The following is a 16,719-nucleotide window of genomic DNA, read 5'->3' as shown; positions in this document are numbered from 1 at the left end:
TGGCTTCCAGCCGCCTGGCGGCACGCCCGAGAGAAATGGATCAACAGCACATTCCATGAAAAAGATCCTGGGGAAAATGGCTTCTAAGCTGAAAACCGAACGATCGGAAATGGTCGTTGAAGGCGGTTCCATCGGCGTGCGCAAGAAGCTGATGGCCTGGTGGCGCGGGGCGGATCTGGTGGTTCGCAGTGGCGAGGATCGGGCGCGCAAGGTCAAGATCCGGAAGCCGGTTGGCAAGGAACCGCCACCGGGCGGCAAGGGGGGAACCGCGAAACAGGGACAAAGTGCGAAGGCTTCCGGCGGTCCTTCAGCCAAGGTCAAAGGTTCCGGCGGTGCAGCGCCTAGACCCGACCCCAACCTGCCCAAGGCCAGACGCCTGACGCCCAAGGAACTGGGGGAGGCGGAAGAAGGCCTCAAGGATGACAAGTCACCCATTCAAAATCTTGATGATGGCGCCTTGATGACGCATCTGTGGGGGGCGGCCTCGCGCACGCCGGGCGGCATCAATGGGGCGATCGAGATCTTAGAGCCGATCATTCAGGGCATGGACCCGCATAAAAAGGTCTTGGATGTGTTTGCCGGTGACGGGCGGCTGAATAAATTCCTGGAAACCTATCATCAGGCGGATTGCACCGGTTATGAGGTAAGCCAGAATCTGGTCGACAAATCCAGCGGCAAGGTCCGGCATTTTGATCCGAACCGTGCCAATTTCGGTGAAGAGCAATATGACTATGTCTGTGCGGCGGAAGGCATGCAGGATATTGAGGAAAAACAAAAAGTGCTCCAGGCGATCGCCAATTCCATGAAAGTGGGCGGCAAGATGGTTCTGGTGGATGCGCTGACACAATCCTCGGAAGGCCATGCGCCCTATATGGCGCGCCTCGACGGGTTCCTGGCACCGGTTCTCTCGGCACGGTTTTATAAAAAAATCCTTGAAGAATGCGGGTTGAAGGTGATCGGCACCAAGAATATCACCCGTGACTATCAGACCCGCATCACCAACGGCTGGGGCAAGGCCACGAAGCTGTTCCAGGACCGCAGCATGGACAGCGCGTCCAAGAAGTTTCTGAATGAACAGGCAACCCATCATTTTGACCGGCTGAAAAGTCTGCAGGAGCAGGAAGCCAAGATGATCCGGCTGGAGATCATGAAATGACAAAGAACCTTCTCAACAGGCATCAATCCAGGGGGCAGCGCCCCGGGGAGGCAGCATGACCACGGACAATCCAGATCTCGAGCGATCTGTACTGGCGCTTTATGAAAAGGTGTTGGGAAAACCGGCGGAGTTGAACGAGCTTTTCACCCTGGATCATTGCGTCCGGGCGATCGAGCTGGAATTTGACCGCCAGAAGGACGATACAAGGCAGATGCTCCGCGTGCAGAAAACCGAAACCCGGATCATTCAGAAACTGGTGGAAAGCCTGCTGGCGGCGGATATCTCCAGTGACCGCGCCGATGTGATCCGGGATTGCCTGGAAAAAGCGCTGGAACAATGCACGCGCATCATCGATCAGTCGCCTCTGAAACTGGGGCTCTATGACAGCGGTGATACCAGCGCTCAGTTAATTGATGTCATCATCTCCGCGGTGGCCGACCCCTCCCTTTATGACGAGTTTCAGGGCGGACGCACCTTGAGCGAATGGCAGCAGGATGCCATGCTGGCAGCGCTGAATGAAACCGGCTTTGACCTGGTCGGTGAATATGACATTTATAACGAGATCAACCTGGAATCCCTCAAGGCGGAACTGAATATCGCCAACGCCATGATCGAAAAGCTCTATCAGCGTGTTTATGAAAAGATGGACTGACAGAACGCGCGCCTTCGTTGAAGAATGAAACAGCCCCATATCCTTGTATTGCAGGAGACTCGCCTGCTTGACCGGCTGGCCCGGTTTTCACCGGTCCTGATCGGCACTCCGCCGCTGGGCATTGATATCCCGGGCAGTGATATTGATGTTGCCTGCTCCTCCGGCTCCCTGTCGGCCTTTTCGGACTACGTGACAGATGTGTTTTCCTCAGAGGCCGGTTTTGCCATTCGAACGCCAGGGCATATTGATCCGCCCGCGGTGGTGGCCACTTTCATCGTCCGTGACTGGGAAATCGAGTTATTCTGCCAGTCCTTGCCAACAGACCGGCAGATGGGCGTGCGGCATTTCCGGATTGAACAGCGTCTGCTGGATCTGGTGCCAGGCCTTCGGGCGGAAATCCGGGAACGGAAATTGTCGGGCCAGAAGACCGAGCCCGCCTTTGCCGATCGGTTACGATTGGCGGGTGACCCCTATCAATCCCTGTTAACACTGGAAACAATGACGGATGGCGCTCTGGTCGAGTTGGTTGAGCGGTCAGCCGGGGCATAGCGGAGGGCGGCCAAACAAGGCTGGTCGCAGATGCCATTGCATCCGGAGAGGATCATCCCAATCTAACTGTGGTGGGAAAAATGATGGAAGGGGCGGCATGGCATCCCAGTTGAAACGGCTTGAAAGAACCCGGGCGGTGGCGGAATGGCTCGACCGGCGGTTCCGCATTCCGCTGACCCCGTTCCATATTGGCATGGACGGTTTGATCGGCTTGATACCCGGTTTTGGGGATACGGCCATGCTGGCCTGTTCGCTCTGGATCCTCTACCAGTCGCGCCGGGCCGGTGCGCCTTTATGGTTAATTTTTCGCATGGCGATCAATATCGCGATCGACTGGCTGATCGGCCTTATCCCCTTGGTAGGTGACTTTTTCGATATCGCCTGGAAGGCCAATCTCAAGAATGTCCGGCTGTTGGAGCGCTATCTTGAAACAGCCGGACAGGATTTCCTGCCCGGCTGATGATGTTCAATCCCCCTGCCGCTCCGTGATCGCCTGATCGGCCAGGCGGCCGGTCAGTTCGCTCAAATGGGCGAAATCCCAGTCGAACCAGCCGACCCCCTGGGTTTGGGAGCGGATCTCGATGATCAGGTCCTGCATCTCGCTTTGCGGCAGATAGGCCGTGACCTCATCCCAGCCGGTCCAGCCGGATTTGGCGTCAAAGCCCAGTATCTGGCCGCGCCGTTTGGACAGGATCGTCTGCGCGTTGGAGGTGAAATCATTGGGAACGGAAATTTTGACCTCATAGATCGGTTCCAGCAGGACCGGGTCGCATTGCGGGGTGCCCTGGCGCATGGCCTGGGCGGCGGCCTTGCGGAAGGACATATCGGAACTGTCCACATTATGATGCTGGCCGTCGGTCAGAGTGACGGCGATGTCAACCACCGGAAAACCCAAAGGGCCCCGAATAAGGAAATCCTTCACCCCATGTTCGACTGCGGGGATATATTGCTTGGGTACTGAACCGCCGACGATCCGGTTGTCGAAGGAAAAGCCGCTGCCGCGCGGCTGGGGTTTGATCTCCAGATGCACATCGCCAAATTCTCCATGGCCGCCCGATTGTTTCTTGTGCCGCGCATGCTGGGAGATGGATGCACGTATGGTTTCCTTATAGGCCACCTCCGGCTTTTCCTGATCAATTTCCAGGTGATATTGCCGGACCAGCTTTTCCAGCTGAATCTTCAGATGCTGTTCGCCCTGGCCCCAGACCAACAGCTGGTGGGTACTGTCTTCCGTTTCGGTGGCCAGGCTGGGATCTTCTTCCGCCAGTTTGGAAAGGCCGGTGGATAGTTTGACCTCATCTTCATGTTTGGATGTGGCGATGGCGGTGGCATAGACCGGTTTGGGCGCGTCGGGCCAGAGCATGGCATCCTTCAGGACGCCGCTTGCCCCGATCACATCGCCGGTCCGGACCGGGTCCAGTTTGGCGATGGCGACAATATCACCGGCCCTGGCCTGGGTGGTTTTGTCCAGGTCATGGCCGGTCATAAGGGCAAGCCCGGCCATTTTCAAATCGCCCATCATGTCGCCCTCTTTGAGCGTCCCGCGCCAAATCCGAGCAAGCGAGATCTTGCCCATATGGGGCAGATGGTGGGTCTTGAAGACCTGGGCCAAAGGCTGTTCCTTGGATGCGCCCAGCCGATCGGCGGTGGCTTCCACCCCCGGACAATCATGGCGCAGCATCTTCATTAGGCGGATGATGCCGTTGTTATGTTCTGCGGACCCGAGGAAGACCGGCACGATCAGGTCATTGCCCAGATCCTGTTCAAACTGTTGAAAAATCTCTTCCGGTGAGGGGGTGACATCCTCCAGTAGTTTTTCCAGCAGGCCATCGTCGAAATCAGCGAGCTTTTCCAGCATCTCCTGACGGGCATCGGCTTCGCGGTCGAGCATTGAATCCGGCATCTGGATCAGTTTCGAGGGCTTGCCTTCTTGAAAGGCGTAGGCGCGTTCTGAGACCAGGTCCACATAGCCGGTGATTTCTTCATTCTCCCGGATCGGGACTTCGCGCAGGACCAGCGGCCGTTCAGAGACCGCCTGTAACCCTTCCAGGATCTCGGCGATCGGTAGGGTGGTGTGATCCAATTTGTTTAGGAAAATGGCATGGGGGATGCGGTTGGCATCCAGGAAATGCAGCAGCGGGGCCAGGGTCATCACCTTGTCCGGCTGGGCCTCGCAGACGACGATGGCCATGTCGGTCACCATCAAGGCGCATTGCGCTTCATAGGAAAACTCGATGGAGCCGGGACAGTCGATGATGGTCCAGTCCTGGCCCATATGGTTGGTGCGCGCCAGATTCATCTCGATGCTCATACCGTGGGCGCGTGCTTCCGGGGCGGGGTCACCGACGCTGTTGCCATCCTTGACGGATCCGCGTCGGTGAAGACTGCCACTGGCATGCAGCATGGATTCCATCAAAGTTGTTTTTCCGGAGAGATACGGGCCGACAAGTGTGACGACCCGGGGGCTGGTGAGAGCACTTCCCGGCATGAGGACCTCCTTCCTTAAGGATGGTCCGTGGTCGGTTCCTGGTCCGTTTTACCGGCGTGACGATACTGGGTTTTTCTGGTCAGCCCCGTTTTACGGGCTGGCGGCTGATACCGTTCATAGAACGATATCTGTTAACGGCCGGTACTTGCGGGCCCTGTCCGGCGACACGCACCATCGGTTGATATGACAGTCGGTCGCGCCTCTTGATCGGGCGATTCATATCCGGTGGCACTGGATGCCGACCGGGGAATTAATCGTTGCAAGGGATGGGCTGAATCGCAAGAAAAAAGAATCGGCCAAGATGAGGCGGGTGGCGCTATTAACGTCTAATCACGTCGCGCCCGGCAGATGTGATGCTGGTTTTGTTAAAGCCGGCCCCGAAGCGTTTATGCGTAACCCAGCCTTTTCGCTCACATTCCTGCAGGGTGCGTTCCAGGATAGTGCCGTCCAGATCATCGGCAACGGCGATATCGCCGGACATGACGAGAAGCTCGAGAAGAAGGCGCTGCTGGGGAAGGATATCAGACACCGGTCACCCGCATGATTGTTGGTGTTTAATCGATCTTGATAAAAGAATATCGCAAAATCATACGCTTGAATAGATCAGTCGGGGGCGGTTTTCAGATATCCTCGCGAATGAAGCGGACCTTGCGGATCTTAGTGCCTTCGGTTTCATAAATGGCGATCACCTCGACTGGTCCGTCATCAGACAGGCCGAGGATCTCCTCATGATCCACGACCACATTGCCAATCGTGATCCGATGTTTCACCCAGGCTTTTAGCTTGGGATTGGAAAAGCGCCTTGCATAAAGTTTGCGGAATTCTTCCATGCCGCTGAGCATCTGCGTGCCACTGACCAATAATTCCGCGGTGACGTGTTCATGGAAGCAGGCACAGAAAGCCTCAAGGTCGTGGGCATTGTAGGCATCCAGCTGTGCCTGGGCGATTTCTTCCGGTGTCATGCTTTTCCCTATTTTCATTCAGCGACGCAGGCCACTTGGGTGACGGCCATTTCATCCCGGGCCTGTTGTCCGACCGCATCAAAATTAATTTTGTCGATGCTGGCCTGCCAGAGCTTTCTGCTGCTGCCGGGATGTGTCGGATGACGGCCTCTGGCCAACATGTCACGCATTGTGTCGGGGGTCGTGGTGATGATGCGTCCCCGGCGTTTGGAGCTGGCCACTGTGACACCGATCACCTGGCCGTTTCCATCCAGAACGGGCCCGCCGCTGATCCCGCCCAATGTGCCGGTAAAGGCAGGTCGGCGTTCGCTCGATGCCCAAACCAGGGCCTTTTCCCGGGTGCTGTAGCGCCCGTCACTGCGCAGACGGGTCTGGCCGATCAGAAGAGAGCGCACCGCCGCCGGTTTGCCTTGGGGGTAGCCGAAGTGATAACCGCTCAGGCCTGCATCAAAGCGACCATCCTTGATTTCCAGCCGGGGGCCGCTGGATTTGCTGGTTATGATGCCGATGTCCGCATTGGGGTGCCATTTGAAATCGTCGGCGCGGGTGAAACGGCGTTGCTGGCCAGGCACATCCCTGCCGATGGCCAGGCCGACCTTGCTGCAGCCGTCGATCACATGCCGGGCGGTGATCCAGACCCCGTCCTCGCCCACGGCAAAAGCGGTGCCGACCGCATTTTGACGCGGTCCGACCCGCACGGCCACCTCGCCCATGTCATCCAGGGCCGGCCAGGTTTCCCGGCCCGTTTCCGACGAGGGCGGCGGTATAGGGGCCGGGTTGACCACCCGGGGCTTGGGCAGCGGGCCATGGGGCATGGGCTGTGACGTTTCCGGCATTTGCGGCAGGAAATAAAGATAGCCGATACCAATCAGGCCCCATGCACCAATGATCAAAAAGGAATTGCGTTTCATCTGATCTGGAGTTCCCCGGTTGCGGTGCGGATCAGCCGGCCACAGCCGGGGCCAGGATGATGGCGGTGGCAAGCTTGATGGCGCTCATCACCAGGGCGGCGGCGCAGTCTCCCTCCTCAATCCGTTTGGGGATTTCCTTGAACAGATGATCGGCAATCCAATAAACGGTCAGGGTGACCAGCAGGGCAACCGCGCCCCACATCAGGATCTCCACCGGATGCACGCTGGGCGACATGGCGGCGGCCAGCGGGATGGCGATGCCAAGAATGCCGCCGCTCAATGAGATGGCGGCCGCCATATTGCCTTCCTTGACCAGCTTGATTTCCGGATAGGGTGTAACCCGGACATAGATGGCGATACCGGCGGCCAAGATGGCCAAGGTGGTGCCATAATGCATCAACAGATTTGGCAAGCCATTCAGGAAGGACATCAGTAGGGCGTCAAACATCGGATCTTAATACTCGCTGTCGGGACAAAAAAGAAGGAGGCCCGAATGGACCTCCTTCTTCATAACAGGACATGCGACGGATCGCCAAATGTCAGTTTTGCCAGTGCCGCAATCAGGTCAGCGCGTCGACCGCCCGTTTAATGCGGGCACAGGCTTCTTCCAGCAGATCTGTAGCGGTTGCGTAGGAAATGCGGAAATGCGGGGAAAGGCCGAAAGCCGCCCCCTGAACGGCGGCAACGCCTTCCGCTTCCAGGATGTAGGAGACAAAATCCTCATCCGTTTCAATCACTTTGCCATCCGGTGTCTTCTTGCCCAACAGGCCTTCAACGCAGGGATAGACATAAAAGGCCCCTTCCGGTTTCAGGCAGGTGATGCCTTCAATCGCATTCAGCTTTTCCACCACCAGGTCGCGGCGCTGGACAAAAACCTTGTTATGTTCCGCGATGAAACCATGGTCACCGTTCAAGGCGGCGACACCCGCCCATTGCACAAAAGTTGTGGCGGAGGTCGCGGACTGGCTCTGCAGCATGCTCATCGCCTTGATCAGGTCTTTGGGACCTGCCGCATAGCCCAGGCGCCAGCCGGTCATGCAATAGGCTTTGGACAGTCCGTTCAGGGTCAGGGTCCGGTCAAACAGGCGCGTCTCGGCCTGGGCGATGGTGGTAAATTCAAAACCGTCATAGACCAGAAATTCATACATATCATCGGTCATGACCCAGACATGTTCATGCCCCGGTTCCAGCAGGACGGCGGCCAAAGCCTTCAACTCGTCCGCGGAATAGGTGGAACCGGTAGGGTTCGACGGGCTGTTCAGGATCAGCCATTTGGTTTTCGGCGTGATTGCGGCGCGCAGCTGGTCCGGGGTCAATTTGAAGTTATTATCCTGGGCGCAGTTGATGATGACCGGCTTGCCGCCAAACAGCGCGACGATATCGGGATAGCTGACCCAATAGGGGGCGGGGATCAGAACTTCGTCGCCATCATTCATGGTGGCGGTCAGCGCGTGATAGATGGTCTGTTTGCCGCCGCAGCCGACGGAAACCATGTCCGGCGTGTAATCCAGGCCATTGTCGCGCTTCAGCTTGTCACAAATGGCCTTACGCAGTTCCGGGATGCCGGCCGGGGCCACATAGCGTGTCTTACCCTCGTCCAGGGCCTTTTTCGCGGCCGCGGTGATATGGGCGGGGGTGTCGAAATCCGGCTCGCCGGCGCTCAGGCCGATAACATCGCGTCCGGCGGCTTTCAGCTCAGCGACTTTGGCCGTGATGGCGACAGTGGGGGAAGGACTAACATTGGACAGGCGGTCGGCCAGAATGGACATGACGTTTCCTTTTTCTCGGGCATTCTTGTGCAAGAACGGTTGTCGGAGAGGCGGCGCAACAATACAGTCCCGCCCGCAGCGGTTCAACGCAGCAACGCCCGCTATTTCGCCATTTTCGGCACAATTTCTATGCTGATCAGGCATCAGTTCACCCTGGAAAGCGCATAAATGACCCTGACCGTCACCCTGATACTGCTCATTTCCGCGGTTGTGCATGCCTCCTGGAACGCCTTGTTGAAGGTCAATGGTGATCGGGTCGCCATGCTGGCGGTCATGTATGGCACGATGGGTGTCATCTGTGCGGCGATCATTCCATTCACCGCGCCAATGACGGCGGCGGCCTGGGCCTGGTTGGTGCCGGCGGCTTTGCTTCATGTGGTTTACAAGCTGGGCCTGATCAAAATGTATGAGCATGGCGATCTCAGCCTGGCCTATCCCGTGGCTCGCGGTGTGGCCCCGGTAGCGGTTCTGATCCTGGCGCTGCTGCTGGCGGGTGAGGAGCCGACCGCTAATCAGCTGATCGGGGTCGGCCTGGTCTGCATCGGCCTGATGGGGTTCATCAGCCGCAAGGCAAATGCCACGATCCGCGGACTTGGCTATGCGGCCCTGACCGGTTTGATCATCGCGGCCTACACGGTATTTGACGGCATGGGCGTGCGCGCGGTGGAACAGGCGGCGACTTTTGCCGCATGGGTATTGCTGGGCGATGGCCTTGGTACCGTGGCCTTGGGGTTTTATTTTCATGGCCGAAAACTGCCGGGGCTTTGCCGGGACCTGCTGCCAAAGGCGGTGCCGGCTGGGGCCATTGCCGGGCTTGCCTATGGCGGGGTACTCTGGGGGCTGGGGCAGGCTAATATGGGCGGGGTTTCCGCGATCCGGGAAAGTTCGGTCGTGTTTGCCGCCCTGATCGGAACCCTGTTGATGGGCGAGCCCATGGGGACGCGCCGGATCGCGGCATCGGTGATTGTGGTGGTTGGCATCGTGATCCTGAGTTGGCCAGCCTAGCGAACATCCAGGAAAAGAAAAAGCCGGGAAGAAATCTTCCCGGCTTTGGTCACGATATTGTTGGAACGGCTTAGTTGGAACCGCGTACATTGGAAAGGAACCGGTCTACTTCCTGGCCAAGGGCGCTGGCCTGACCGGCCAGTTCCTCGGCCGTGTTCAACAGGTCATTGGCAAAACCGCCGGTTTCACCGGCCGCCTTTGTCACGGTGGTGATGGTTTCGGACACTTCCTGAGTACCGGCGGCGGCCTGGCGCACGTTATGGCCGATTTCCTGGGTAGCAGAATTCTGCTCCTGGACGGACCGGGTGATTTCCAGCGACATGTCGGACACTTCCTTGACGGTCACAGTGATCTCCTGGATCGCATTGACCGCATCCCCGGTGGCCCGCTGGATGCTGCTCACCTGTTGCGAGATTTCCTCAGTCGCTTTGGCTGTTTGGTTGGCCAGGCTTTTCACTTCGTTGGCCACAACCGCAAAGCCTTTGCCCGCGTCCCCGGCCCGCGCTGCCTCAATGGTGGCGTTCAAGGCCAGCAGATTGGTCTGTTCGGCAATGTCGGAAATCAAGTTCACGACCTCGCCGATCTTCTGGGCGGCCTCCGCCAGGCTGGATACCTGATTGGAGGTATGCTCGGCCTCTTCGCCCGCCCGTTTGGCCACATCGCTGGAATGGCTGACGCGCTGTTCGATGGTCTGGCTGGTATTGATCAGTTCTTCCGTGGTGGAAGCGACTGTCTCCACATTAACCGAGGTTTCTTCTGCGGCCGCTGCCACTGTGGTCGCATGGCTGGAGGTATTGTTGGCCAGGTCCGACATGGCCTGAGCGGCTTTGCGCATATTGCCTGTGGCGCTGGCCACCTGGTCGACAATGCCTTTCACGCTACCTTCGAAATCATCGGCCAGTTTGCGCATGGCGGCTTGTTTCTCGGCTTCGGTCCGGGCCTCTGCCTCGGCCTGTTCGGCCCGCATTTGCTCCATCTCCCGGCCATTGTCGCGGAAAACACGGACCGCATCGGCCAATTGAGTGATCTCATCCCGGCCTCCGCGTGGCAGGCGCACGGTCAGGTCGCCATCGGCGATGGTCTGGGTGATACCGGTCAGGCGGATCAGACGGGCGGCCACATTGCGCCCGACATAAAGCCAGGCGATCAGAACGGAGACCACTACGCTGACGATGGCCGCGATGATCAGTTTCTGGCGGCCTGAATTCAACACACTCTCAGCTTCCTGAGACAGGACATTGGTATCCTGCAGAGAGGTGGAAACAAAATCTTCCAGCTCTGCCACGATCCGGTTGGACAATTCGGCATTCTGGGTCAGGATCGCTTCCGCATCGGCGACAGCGGCCAGTTCGGATTTGCGGACACTACCGATGCTGTTGTCACCGGCCCGGTAGGCGGCCAGTTTGTCAAAGAGGGGTTTGACCTTGCTTGCCGCATCCTTATCGCGCATTTCGTTGAGATTTTCCTGCGCGTCTTTCCAAGCCTGATCGAACTCTGTTGAAAAAGCTTCAATTTCGTCGCCGGTTTCGGCTTTTCCCTCTTTCAACAGCAGCGAGGCCATATTATCCGCTGCCGCGGCGGCCTCCATCAAATCACGGGTCTGTTCCGCGCCGTTGAGGACCAGAGTGGTCAGGCCGTTGTCGAGCGCGGTCCTAAGATCGCGTCCGCCGCTCAGGAGGGCGCCTCGGGAAACACGGATCTGTTCATCCAGTGCGCCCATCAGTTTGGGTTTGAGCGCATTCAGCTCTTCCAAAAGGTTTGCGATCGCCTTTTCGTCTTCGTCCGTATTGCCGCCATTGGCCTGGGTTTCGAGAATTCTGCGTTTAATGGATAGGATGCTTTCGCTTTCACTGCCCAGGTCCACCAGCCGTTTCAGGCTCTCCTTCAGCGCTTCGTCCTGAATGGTGAGCAGGGCGGAAGACAGCGACAGGCTGGAAATCATGTAATTGATTTCGTGGGCTTCCAACGCCGTGATGTCCGGAGCCTCGGCAGCGAGCAGCAACACATAATAGGCGTTGGTTGCCTTATCCTTGAGCGAGAAGGTCTCGGTCAGGATGGCCGATGTGCCAGTGGTCAGCTGCATGGTTTCGTTGCCTGAGCTTTCCGCCAGTTCGGTGGCGGTCTTGGCCATCCATTCACCACGTTCATTAATCATCGGTTGCAACAGCTTTTGCAGCTCCACACGGGTCTTTTCAATTTCGAGCGAGAGGCTGCGCCGTTTCTGGCCTTCATCAATCCGGGCCTGAACCAGGTTATTCTGGTTTTCCAGGTTGCCGCCGACTTCATCCAGCAGTTTTTGCAGGGAGGCGGTTTTTTCGGGATTGACCTCGCGGTCCAGCAGTTGGTTCAGCAACCCTTGCAACACGCCCAGGCGTGTGGTCATGTCGTTGTAGACCGCTTCGCGTTGGGACTGGTTTTGCGCGGCATTCAGTTCCGGGGCGGCTGACGCGAGGGCCAAGCTGTCGCGGGACAGTTCCTGGGCAACCGACATGGTCGGGACCCCGTCGCGGGTCACGCTCAGCAAACCGTCTTCGATATCGTTAAAAGAAGTGATGCCAAACAGGCTGGTCAAGACCGCAAGGCCGGCGATGACGGCCATGGCTGCCATCAGCTTGAATTGGATCCGGTGCCAAAATGCGCTGTTTCCGGAGGCCTTGGTTTCTTCATTTCCGGAAGGTGCCATTACGGCTTCTTCGTCTGTGAAAGAATCCCCCAAACGGAGCTCTGTTTCGGCTTGTTCGTTTGTCACCGGATCAGGTTGCTCATTGGTGCCAAGAGACTCTTCCGCCTCGGCGCGGCTCGATTCTGCGTTCATACTGTTTCCCTTCAGCGACCGCTACGGCGGTGCTTGCCTCCTTTATTCATGACCTTTTTAAGGCCTTCTTATCACCCTCGGACATATCCTAGCGGTGCTTGGTCCAATTTGCGTCAAATAATTGTATTGGACCGACATATTTCTGGGAATGGTATCTTTCCCATCCGGTCGGCCGGTTCCCCATCCGTGCCAAAACCGGGAAATGATCATATTTTTTCTATGTTACCAAAAGGCTAACGGCAACGACCAACAAAATCAGGCGCAGGCCGATCTTGAATTGCTGTCCAGATATCCGTGTCAGCAGATGGCGTCCGGCAAGGGTCGTGACCACGCTGACCGCCAAGAGGGCGAATGCGGGTAGCAAATGCTGTGGGCCGAACAGGCCCGACAGGCTATAGGAATACAGCTTTCCCGCATTGGCGAGAACGGAGGTCGCGGCCATCACGCCGACAAAGGATTGCCGTTCGAAACCGGCGCGGTCCAGGAACAGGGCCTTGATGATATTGCCGGTGCCGATCAGCCCGGACAGAAATCCATAAAGACCCGAAATACCGATCACGGCGGGCAGTTTAGGGGTGAAGGACGGCCGGCTTTTCAGAAACTGCAGCAGGATATGCAGGATCACAATGGCTGCCAGTCCGCGCCGCAACCAGTCAACGGGCACTTGGACCATTAATTCAGCCCCAAGCCAGGCAAAGGGCAGACTGACCAGGGACATCTGGATGGTGAGGCGCCAATCGATGTGGCGGCGGTGGATCCAGCTTTTGTTCAATGTATTGGCGGCAAAGATGATTGTCGAAAGGGCAATACATTCCTGTATCGGCAAAAACAGTGCGCCCCCTGCAAGCAGGATGATGGCTGTTCCAAAACCGAAGACGGCGGAAATCAGGGAGCCGGCTGCCGCCAAGAGAACGAAGAGCAGATGGGCTTCACTCATGGGGTTTGAATTTTTGAGAACATTTGGATAACATTTTGGGGTTGCCACCGGGCGAGGGTGCCATTAACTGAAAAGAGACAGTATCGTTTCCGCCCGGACCGCACCAGCAGGAAAGAAACCATGACCGCCACAGGCGAAATCCTTATCCCAACCAAACTGGAACGGCCACTGACCGAAGGTGGCAAGGCCTTTGACCTGCAGTCGGATTTTAAACCGGCCGGCGACCAGCCCAATGCGATCAAGGAATTGGTGGCAGGCCTTGGCAATGGTGAGCGCGATCAGGTGCTGCTGGGGGTGACGGGGTCGGGCAAGACCTTCACCATGGCCCATGTGATCCAGACGGTGCAGCGCCCGGCGGTGATCCTGGCACCGAACAAGACGCTTGCGGCCCAGCTTTATGGCGAGATGAAATCCTTCTTTCCCAATAACGCGGTGGAATATTTCGTCTCCTATTACGACTATTACCAGCCGGAAGCCTATGTGCCGCGCACGGATACCTATGTGGAAAAGGAATCCTCTCTCAACGAACAGATCGACCGGATGCGCCATTCCGCCACCCGCGCCCTGTTGGAGCGGGATGATGTGATCCTGGTGGCCTCGGTTTCCTGCATTTACGGTATCGGTTCGCCGGAATCCTACAGCCAGATGGTGATCCCGCTTTCGGTCGGAGACGAGGTGGAAACCCGCGACATGATGCGTCAGCTGGTGGAACTGCAATATAAGCGCAATGACAATAATTTCGTGCGTGGCACCTTTCGGGTGCGCGGCGATACGCTGGAAGTTTTTCCGGTCCATCAGGAAGACCGCGCCTGGCGCATCTCCTTCTTTGGCGATGAAGTGGATGCCATTGATGAATTTGATCCCCTGACAGGGGAGCGCGCCGCCGGCCTGGAGGAGGTGCGGATTTATGCCAACAGCCATTATGTAACACCGCGTCCGACCCTTCAGCAGGCAGGCAAACTGATCAAACAGGAATTGAAGCTGCGGTTGGCGGAGTTAAATGACCAGGGCAAGCTGCTGGAGGCACAGCGCCTGGAACAGCGCACCATGTTTGATCTGGAGATGCTGGAGGCAACCGGTGTCTGTGCCGGCATTGAAAACTATTCCCGTTACCTGACAGGCCGCAATCCAGGGGAGCCGCCGCCGACCCTGTTTGAATATCTGCCCGATGACGCGTTGCTGATTGTGGATGAGAGCCATGTGACCGTGCCGCAGGTGGGGGGCATGTACCGCGGTGACTTTGCCCGAAAGTCGACCTTGTCCGATTATGGCTTCCGCCTGCCGTCCTGCATGGATAACAGGCCGCTGAAGTTTGAGGAATGGGAAGCCATGCGCCCGCAGACGGTTTTTGTTTCCGCCACGCCGGGTGATTGGGAAATGGACCGGACGGGTGGTGTCTTCACCGAACAGCTTGTGCGCCCGACCGGCCTGATCGATCCAGTCTGTGTGATCCGGCCAACTGCCAGCCAGGTGGATGACCTGTTGGAAGAATGCCATCAGATGGCGGCCAAGAATAACCGGGTGCTGGTCACGACCCTGACCAAGCGTATGGCAGAGGATCTCACTGAATATATGACCGAGGCGGGCCTGCGGGTGCGCTATCTCCATTCCGATGTGGATACGCTGGAGCGGATCGAAATTATCCGGGATTTACGGTTGGGTGCGTTTGATATTCTGATCGGGATCAACCTTCTGCGTGAAGGGCTGGATATTCCTGAATGCGCGCTTGTTGCCATCTTGGATGCAGATAAGGAAGGGTTCCTGCGGTCCAAGACATCGCTGGTCCAGACCATTGGCCGCGCAGCGCGGAATGTCGAAGGGCGGGTGATCCTTTATGCGGACAAAATGACGGATTCGCTGGAATATGCCATTGGCGAAACCAACCGCCGCCGGGAAAAGCAGCAGGCCTATAATGCCGAACATGGCATCACCCCCGAAAGCGTCAAGAAATCCATCGGCGATATTCTGGATAGTGTCTATGAAAAGGATCATATGACGGTTGAAACCGGCAATCCGGAGCTGGGCCATCTGGTGGGCATGAATCTGAAGACCTATCTGGAAGAGCTGGAAAAACGCATGAAGGAAGCGGCGGCGGATTTGGAATTTGAAACCGCAGCCGCCATGCGCGATGAGCTCAAGCGGCTGGAAGCCTATGATCTGGACATGCCAGCCGATGCGGCACCGATTGAAAGCTCGATTGCGGTCAAGATCGGCAATATGCCGACCGGAGTGCTGCCCCGGGGCAAAAAATCCAAAGGCCGTAAACCGCACGGGAAGGGCCGGCGTAGATAACCGCGGAAATAATGCCGGGACAGAGCCGGCGAATCCTGTTTTGCTGCCGGCCAGTTGCACTGAATAAAAGATGAAGCCGAATGACTGAAAAGAAATGCGCACTTGTGACCGGGGCCGGATGCCGTATCGGGCAGGCGATTGCCCTGGATCTGGCAACGGCCGGATATCGGGTGGCGGTTCATTATAACGGTTCGGCGGAAGGGGCGGAAAAAACTGTCACCGCTATTCGTGACCAGGGCGGTGAAGCTTTGGCCTTTCAAGCCGACTTTTTGGCCGAGGACAGTGCGGGCACGCTGTTAGAGCAGGCAACCTCGGCGATGGGGGCGGTCACGCTTTTGGTCAATAATGCCTCTTTGTTTGAGGATGATCACTGGGACACGGTGAGCCCGGAAAGCTGGGACCGGCATATGACGGCCAATTTGAAAGCGCCGTTTTTCCTGATGCAGGCCTTTGCCGAAGCACTTGGCAAAGATTTGCCCGGTGCGATCGTGAATATCATTGACCAGCGGGTCTGGAATCTCACGCCCAATTACATGTCCTACACCCTGGCGAAATCGGGCCTGTGGACCCTGACCCGGACCATGGCTTTGGCGCTGGCACCCAAGATCCGGGTGAATGCGGTCGGGCCGGGACCGACCCTGCCGAATGTCCGTCAGATCGGGGATGATTTTGATGAACAATGGCGCCATTTGCCGTTGCAGCGGAAGACCGAGCTGTCGGATATTTGCCAGGCGGTCCGGTTTCTGGCCGGGGCCGGATCGATGACCGGGCAGATGATAGCAGTTGATGGCGGAGAACATCTGGGATGGGCACAGCCGGAGAATGGTTTTGTCCCCAAGGAATGATCATGAAACGGGGGTGCAGAAAAAATTCCCTGATCCATATTGACAGGATAGACCCCTGTGATTCCAAGGGGTTTAAGAAGAATCCCGTCTCACTTTTGCACAACGTGCTCCTTCCGTTCTATTTTAGTGCCGCTGAGTATAAATTGAGAGGTCGTTTAACATAATCGTCATCTTGAAATTTATTTAAAATGTTTATTTTCAATAACTTAGAAAAAAGTGGTTAAAATTTAGGCAGTTTGCTTTAAAGGCAAGGAATCCCTTGGAGTCGGATGTTTGTCACCCCGTTTTCCATAAGGTTATCCACAGAGATGGTGGATTGTTATTCCGGTAGAATATAC

At 57.2% G+C, this 16,719-nt stretch carries 15 protein-coding genes; 7 read left to right on the top strand and 8 right to left on the bottom strand.

All coding sequences use genetic code 11. The features are described from left to right. Positions 1-55: 55 nt before the first annotated feature. The 4 genes from DFP90_RS05670 (at position 56) to DFP90_RS05655 (ending at position 2,817) form a co-directional block, all read left to right on the top strand. Positions 56-1,156, top strand: a complete 1,101-nt coding sequence (locus DFP90_RS05670; protein ID WP_218044574.1) for a class I SAM-dependent methyltransferase — start codon at positions 56-58, stop codon at positions 1,154-1,156. A 55-nt stretch (positions 1,157-1,211) separates the two neighbouring features. Then, positions 1,212-1,808: a hypothetical protein gene (locus DFP90_RS05665; RefSeq protein WP_115935400.1), complete on the top strand. Its 597-nt coding sequence runs from the start codon at positions 1,212-1,214 to the stop codon at positions 1,806-1,808. A 24-nt stretch (positions 1,809-1,832) separates the two neighbouring features. Beyond that, entirely contained in the window at positions 1,833-2,357 is a 525-nt protein-coding gene (locus DFP90_RS05660) for a DUF4269 domain-containing protein (protein ID WP_115935399.1), read from the top strand. Between the two features lie 97 nt (positions 2,358-2,454). After that, the gene (locus DFP90_RS05655) at positions 2,455-2,817 is read left to right on the top strand and encodes a DUF4112 domain-containing protein (RefSeq protein WP_115935398.1); all 363 of its coding nucleotides are present in this window, start codon (positions 2,455-2,457) and stop codon (positions 2,815-2,817) included. A gap of 6 nt (positions 2,818-2,823) precedes the next feature. On the opposite strand, the gene DFP90_RS05650 is transcribed toward DFP90_RS05655, so the two are convergent. The 6 genes from DFP90_RS05650 to DFP90_RS05625 form a co-directional block, all read right to left on the bottom strand. Further along, the gene (locus DFP90_RS05650) at positions 2,824-4,845 is read right to left on the bottom strand and encodes an elongation factor G (RefSeq protein WP_115935397.1); all 2,022 of its coding nucleotides are present in this window, start codon (positions 4,843-4,845) and stop codon (positions 2,824-2,826) included. Positions 4,846-5,164: 319 nt separating this feature from the next. Beyond that, positions 5,165-5,374 (bottom strand): hypothetical protein, encoded by a 210-nt coding sequence (locus DFP90_RS22665; protein WP_147300941.1) that lies wholly within the window; start codon positions 5,372-5,374, stop codon positions 5,165-5,167. A gap of 91 nt (positions 5,375-5,465) precedes the next feature. Beyond that, positions 5,466-5,807 (bottom strand): nuclear transport factor 2 family protein, encoded by a 342-nt coding sequence (locus DFP90_RS05640; protein ID WP_181905203.1) that lies wholly within the window; start codon positions 5,805-5,807, stop codon positions 5,466-5,468. 14 nt (positions 5,808-5,821) lie between these two features. Continuing rightward, positions 5,822-6,718 carry a trypsin-like peptidase domain-containing protein gene (locus DFP90_RS05635; RefSeq protein ID WP_115935394.1) on the bottom strand — a complete coding sequence of 299 codons (897 nt, stop codon included), beginning with the start codon at positions 6,716-6,718 and terminating at the stop codon, positions 5,822-5,824. Positions 6,719-6,749: 31 nt separating this feature from the next. After that, positions 6,750-7,166, bottom strand: a complete 417-nt coding sequence (locus DFP90_RS05630; protein ID WP_115935393.1) for a DUF350 domain-containing protein — start codon at positions 7,164-7,166, stop codon at positions 6,750-6,752. Positions 7,167-7,278: 112 nt separating this feature from the next. Continuing rightward, positions 7,279-8,487 carry a pyridoxal phosphate-dependent aminotransferase gene (locus tag DFP90_RS05625; protein ID WP_115935392.1) on the bottom strand — a complete coding sequence of 403 codons (1,209 nt, stop codon included), beginning with the start codon at positions 8,485-8,487 and terminating at the stop codon, positions 7,279-7,281. A gap of 168 nt (positions 8,488-8,655) precedes the next feature. Here DFP90_RS05625 and DFP90_RS05620 point away from each other — a divergent pair, with 168 nt between their 5' ends. Further along, entirely contained in the window at positions 8,656-9,492 is an 837-nt protein-coding gene (locus tag DFP90_RS05620) for an EamA family transporter (protein WP_115935391.1), read from the top strand. Between the two features lie 70 nt (positions 9,493-9,562). Here the strand turns inward: DFP90_RS05620 and DFP90_RS05615 are convergent, their stop codons facing one another. Together DFP90_RS05615 and DFP90_RS05610 are read right to left on the bottom strand one after the other, a co-directional pair. Beyond that, positions 9,563-12,307: a methyl-accepting chemotaxis protein gene (locus tag DFP90_RS05615; protein WP_115935390.1), complete on the bottom strand. Its 2,745-nt coding sequence runs from the start codon at positions 12,305-12,307 to the stop codon at positions 9,563-9,565. A 217-nt stretch (positions 12,308-12,524) separates the two neighbouring features. After that, the gene (locus tag DFP90_RS05610) at positions 12,525-13,244 is read right to left on the bottom strand and encodes a sulfite exporter TauE/SafE family protein (RefSeq protein ID WP_115935389.1); all 720 of its coding nucleotides are present in this window, start codon (positions 13,242-13,244) and stop codon (positions 12,525-12,527) included. Between the two features lie 120 nt (positions 13,245-13,364). On the opposite strand from DFP90_RS05610, the gene uvrB reads away from it, so the two are divergent. Both uvrB and DFP90_RS05600 read left to right on the top strand, forming a co-directional pair. Continuing rightward, positions 13,365-15,536: an excinuclease ABC subunit UvrB gene (uvrB, locus tag DFP90_RS05605; RefSeq protein ID WP_115935388.1), complete on the top strand. Its 2,172-nt coding sequence runs from the start codon at positions 13,365-13,367 to the stop codon at positions 15,534-15,536. Between the two features lie 80 nt (positions 15,537-15,616). After that, complete coding sequence (locus tag DFP90_RS05600) at positions 15,617-16,381, top strand: SDR family oxidoreductase (RefSeq protein WP_115935387.1); 765 nt, start codon at positions 15,617-15,619, stop codon at positions 16,379-16,381. Positions 16,382-16,719 lie beyond the last annotated feature (338 nt).

Source organism: Aestuariispira insulae (genome assembly GCF_003385955.1).
GTDB classification, from domain to species: domain Bacteria; phylum Pseudomonadota; class Alphaproteobacteria; order UBA8366; family Aestuariispiraceae; genus Aestuariispira; species Aestuariispira insulae.
Note: the sequence above shows the minus strand (reverse complement) of the source record. Positions and strands in the feature narration are given on the sequence as shown.

Excerpts from the sequence above, each read along its gene's own strand:
- DFP90_RS05670 (WP_218044574.1), top strand. The coding sequence starts at position 56 with ATGAAAAAGATCCTGGGGAAAATGGCTTCTAAGCTGAAAACCGAACGA.
- DFP90_RS05665 (WP_115935400.1), top strand. The coding sequence starts at position 1,212 with ATGACCACGGACAATCCAGATCTCGAGCGATCTGTACTGGCGCTTTAT.
- DFP90_RS05660 (WP_115935399.1), top strand. The coding sequence starts at position 1,833 with ATGAAACAGCCCCATATCCTTGTATTGCAGGAGACTCGCCTGCTTGAC.
- DFP90_RS05655 (WP_115935398.1), top strand. The coding sequence starts at position 2,455 with ATGGCATCCCAGTTGAAACGGCTTGAAAGAACCCGGGCGGTGGCGGAA.
- DFP90_RS05650 (WP_115935397.1), bottom strand. The coding sequence starts at position 4,845 with ATGCCGGGAAGTGCTCTCACCAGCCCCCGGGTCGTCACACTTGTCGGC.
- DFP90_RS05640 (WP_181905203.1), bottom strand. The coding sequence starts at position 5,807 with ATGACACCGGAAGAAATCGCCCAGGCACAGCTGGATGCCTACAATGCC.
- DFP90_RS05635 (WP_115935394.1), bottom strand. The coding sequence starts at position 6,718 with ATGAAACGCAATTCCTTTTTGATCATTGGTGCATGGGGCCTGATTGGT.
- DFP90_RS05630 (WP_115935393.1), bottom strand. The coding sequence starts at position 7,166 with ATGTTTGACGCCCTACTGATGTCCTTCCTGAATGGCTTGCCAAATCTG.
- DFP90_RS05625 (WP_115935392.1), bottom strand. The coding sequence starts at position 8,487 with ATGTCCATTCTGGCCGACCGCCTGTCCAATGTTAGTCCTTCCCCCACT.
- DFP90_RS05620 (WP_115935391.1), top strand. The coding sequence starts at position 8,656 with ATGACCCTGACCGTCACCCTGATACTGCTCATTTCCGCGGTTGTGCAT.
- DFP90_RS05615 (WP_115935390.1), bottom strand. The coding sequence starts at position 12,307 with ATGAACGCAGAATCGAGCCGCGCCGAGGCGGAAGAGTCTCTTGGCACC.
- DFP90_RS05610 (WP_115935389.1), bottom strand. The coding sequence starts at position 13,244 with ATGAGTGAAGCCCATCTGCTCTTCGTTCTCTTGGCGGCAGCCGGCTCC.
- uvrB (WP_115935388.1), top strand. The coding sequence starts at position 13,365 with ATGACCGCCACAGGCGAAATCCTTATCCCAACCAAACTGGAACGGCCA.
- DFP90_RS05600 (WP_115935387.1), top strand. The coding sequence starts at position 15,617 with ATGACTGAAAAGAAATGCGCACTTGTGACCGGGGCCGGATGCCGTATC.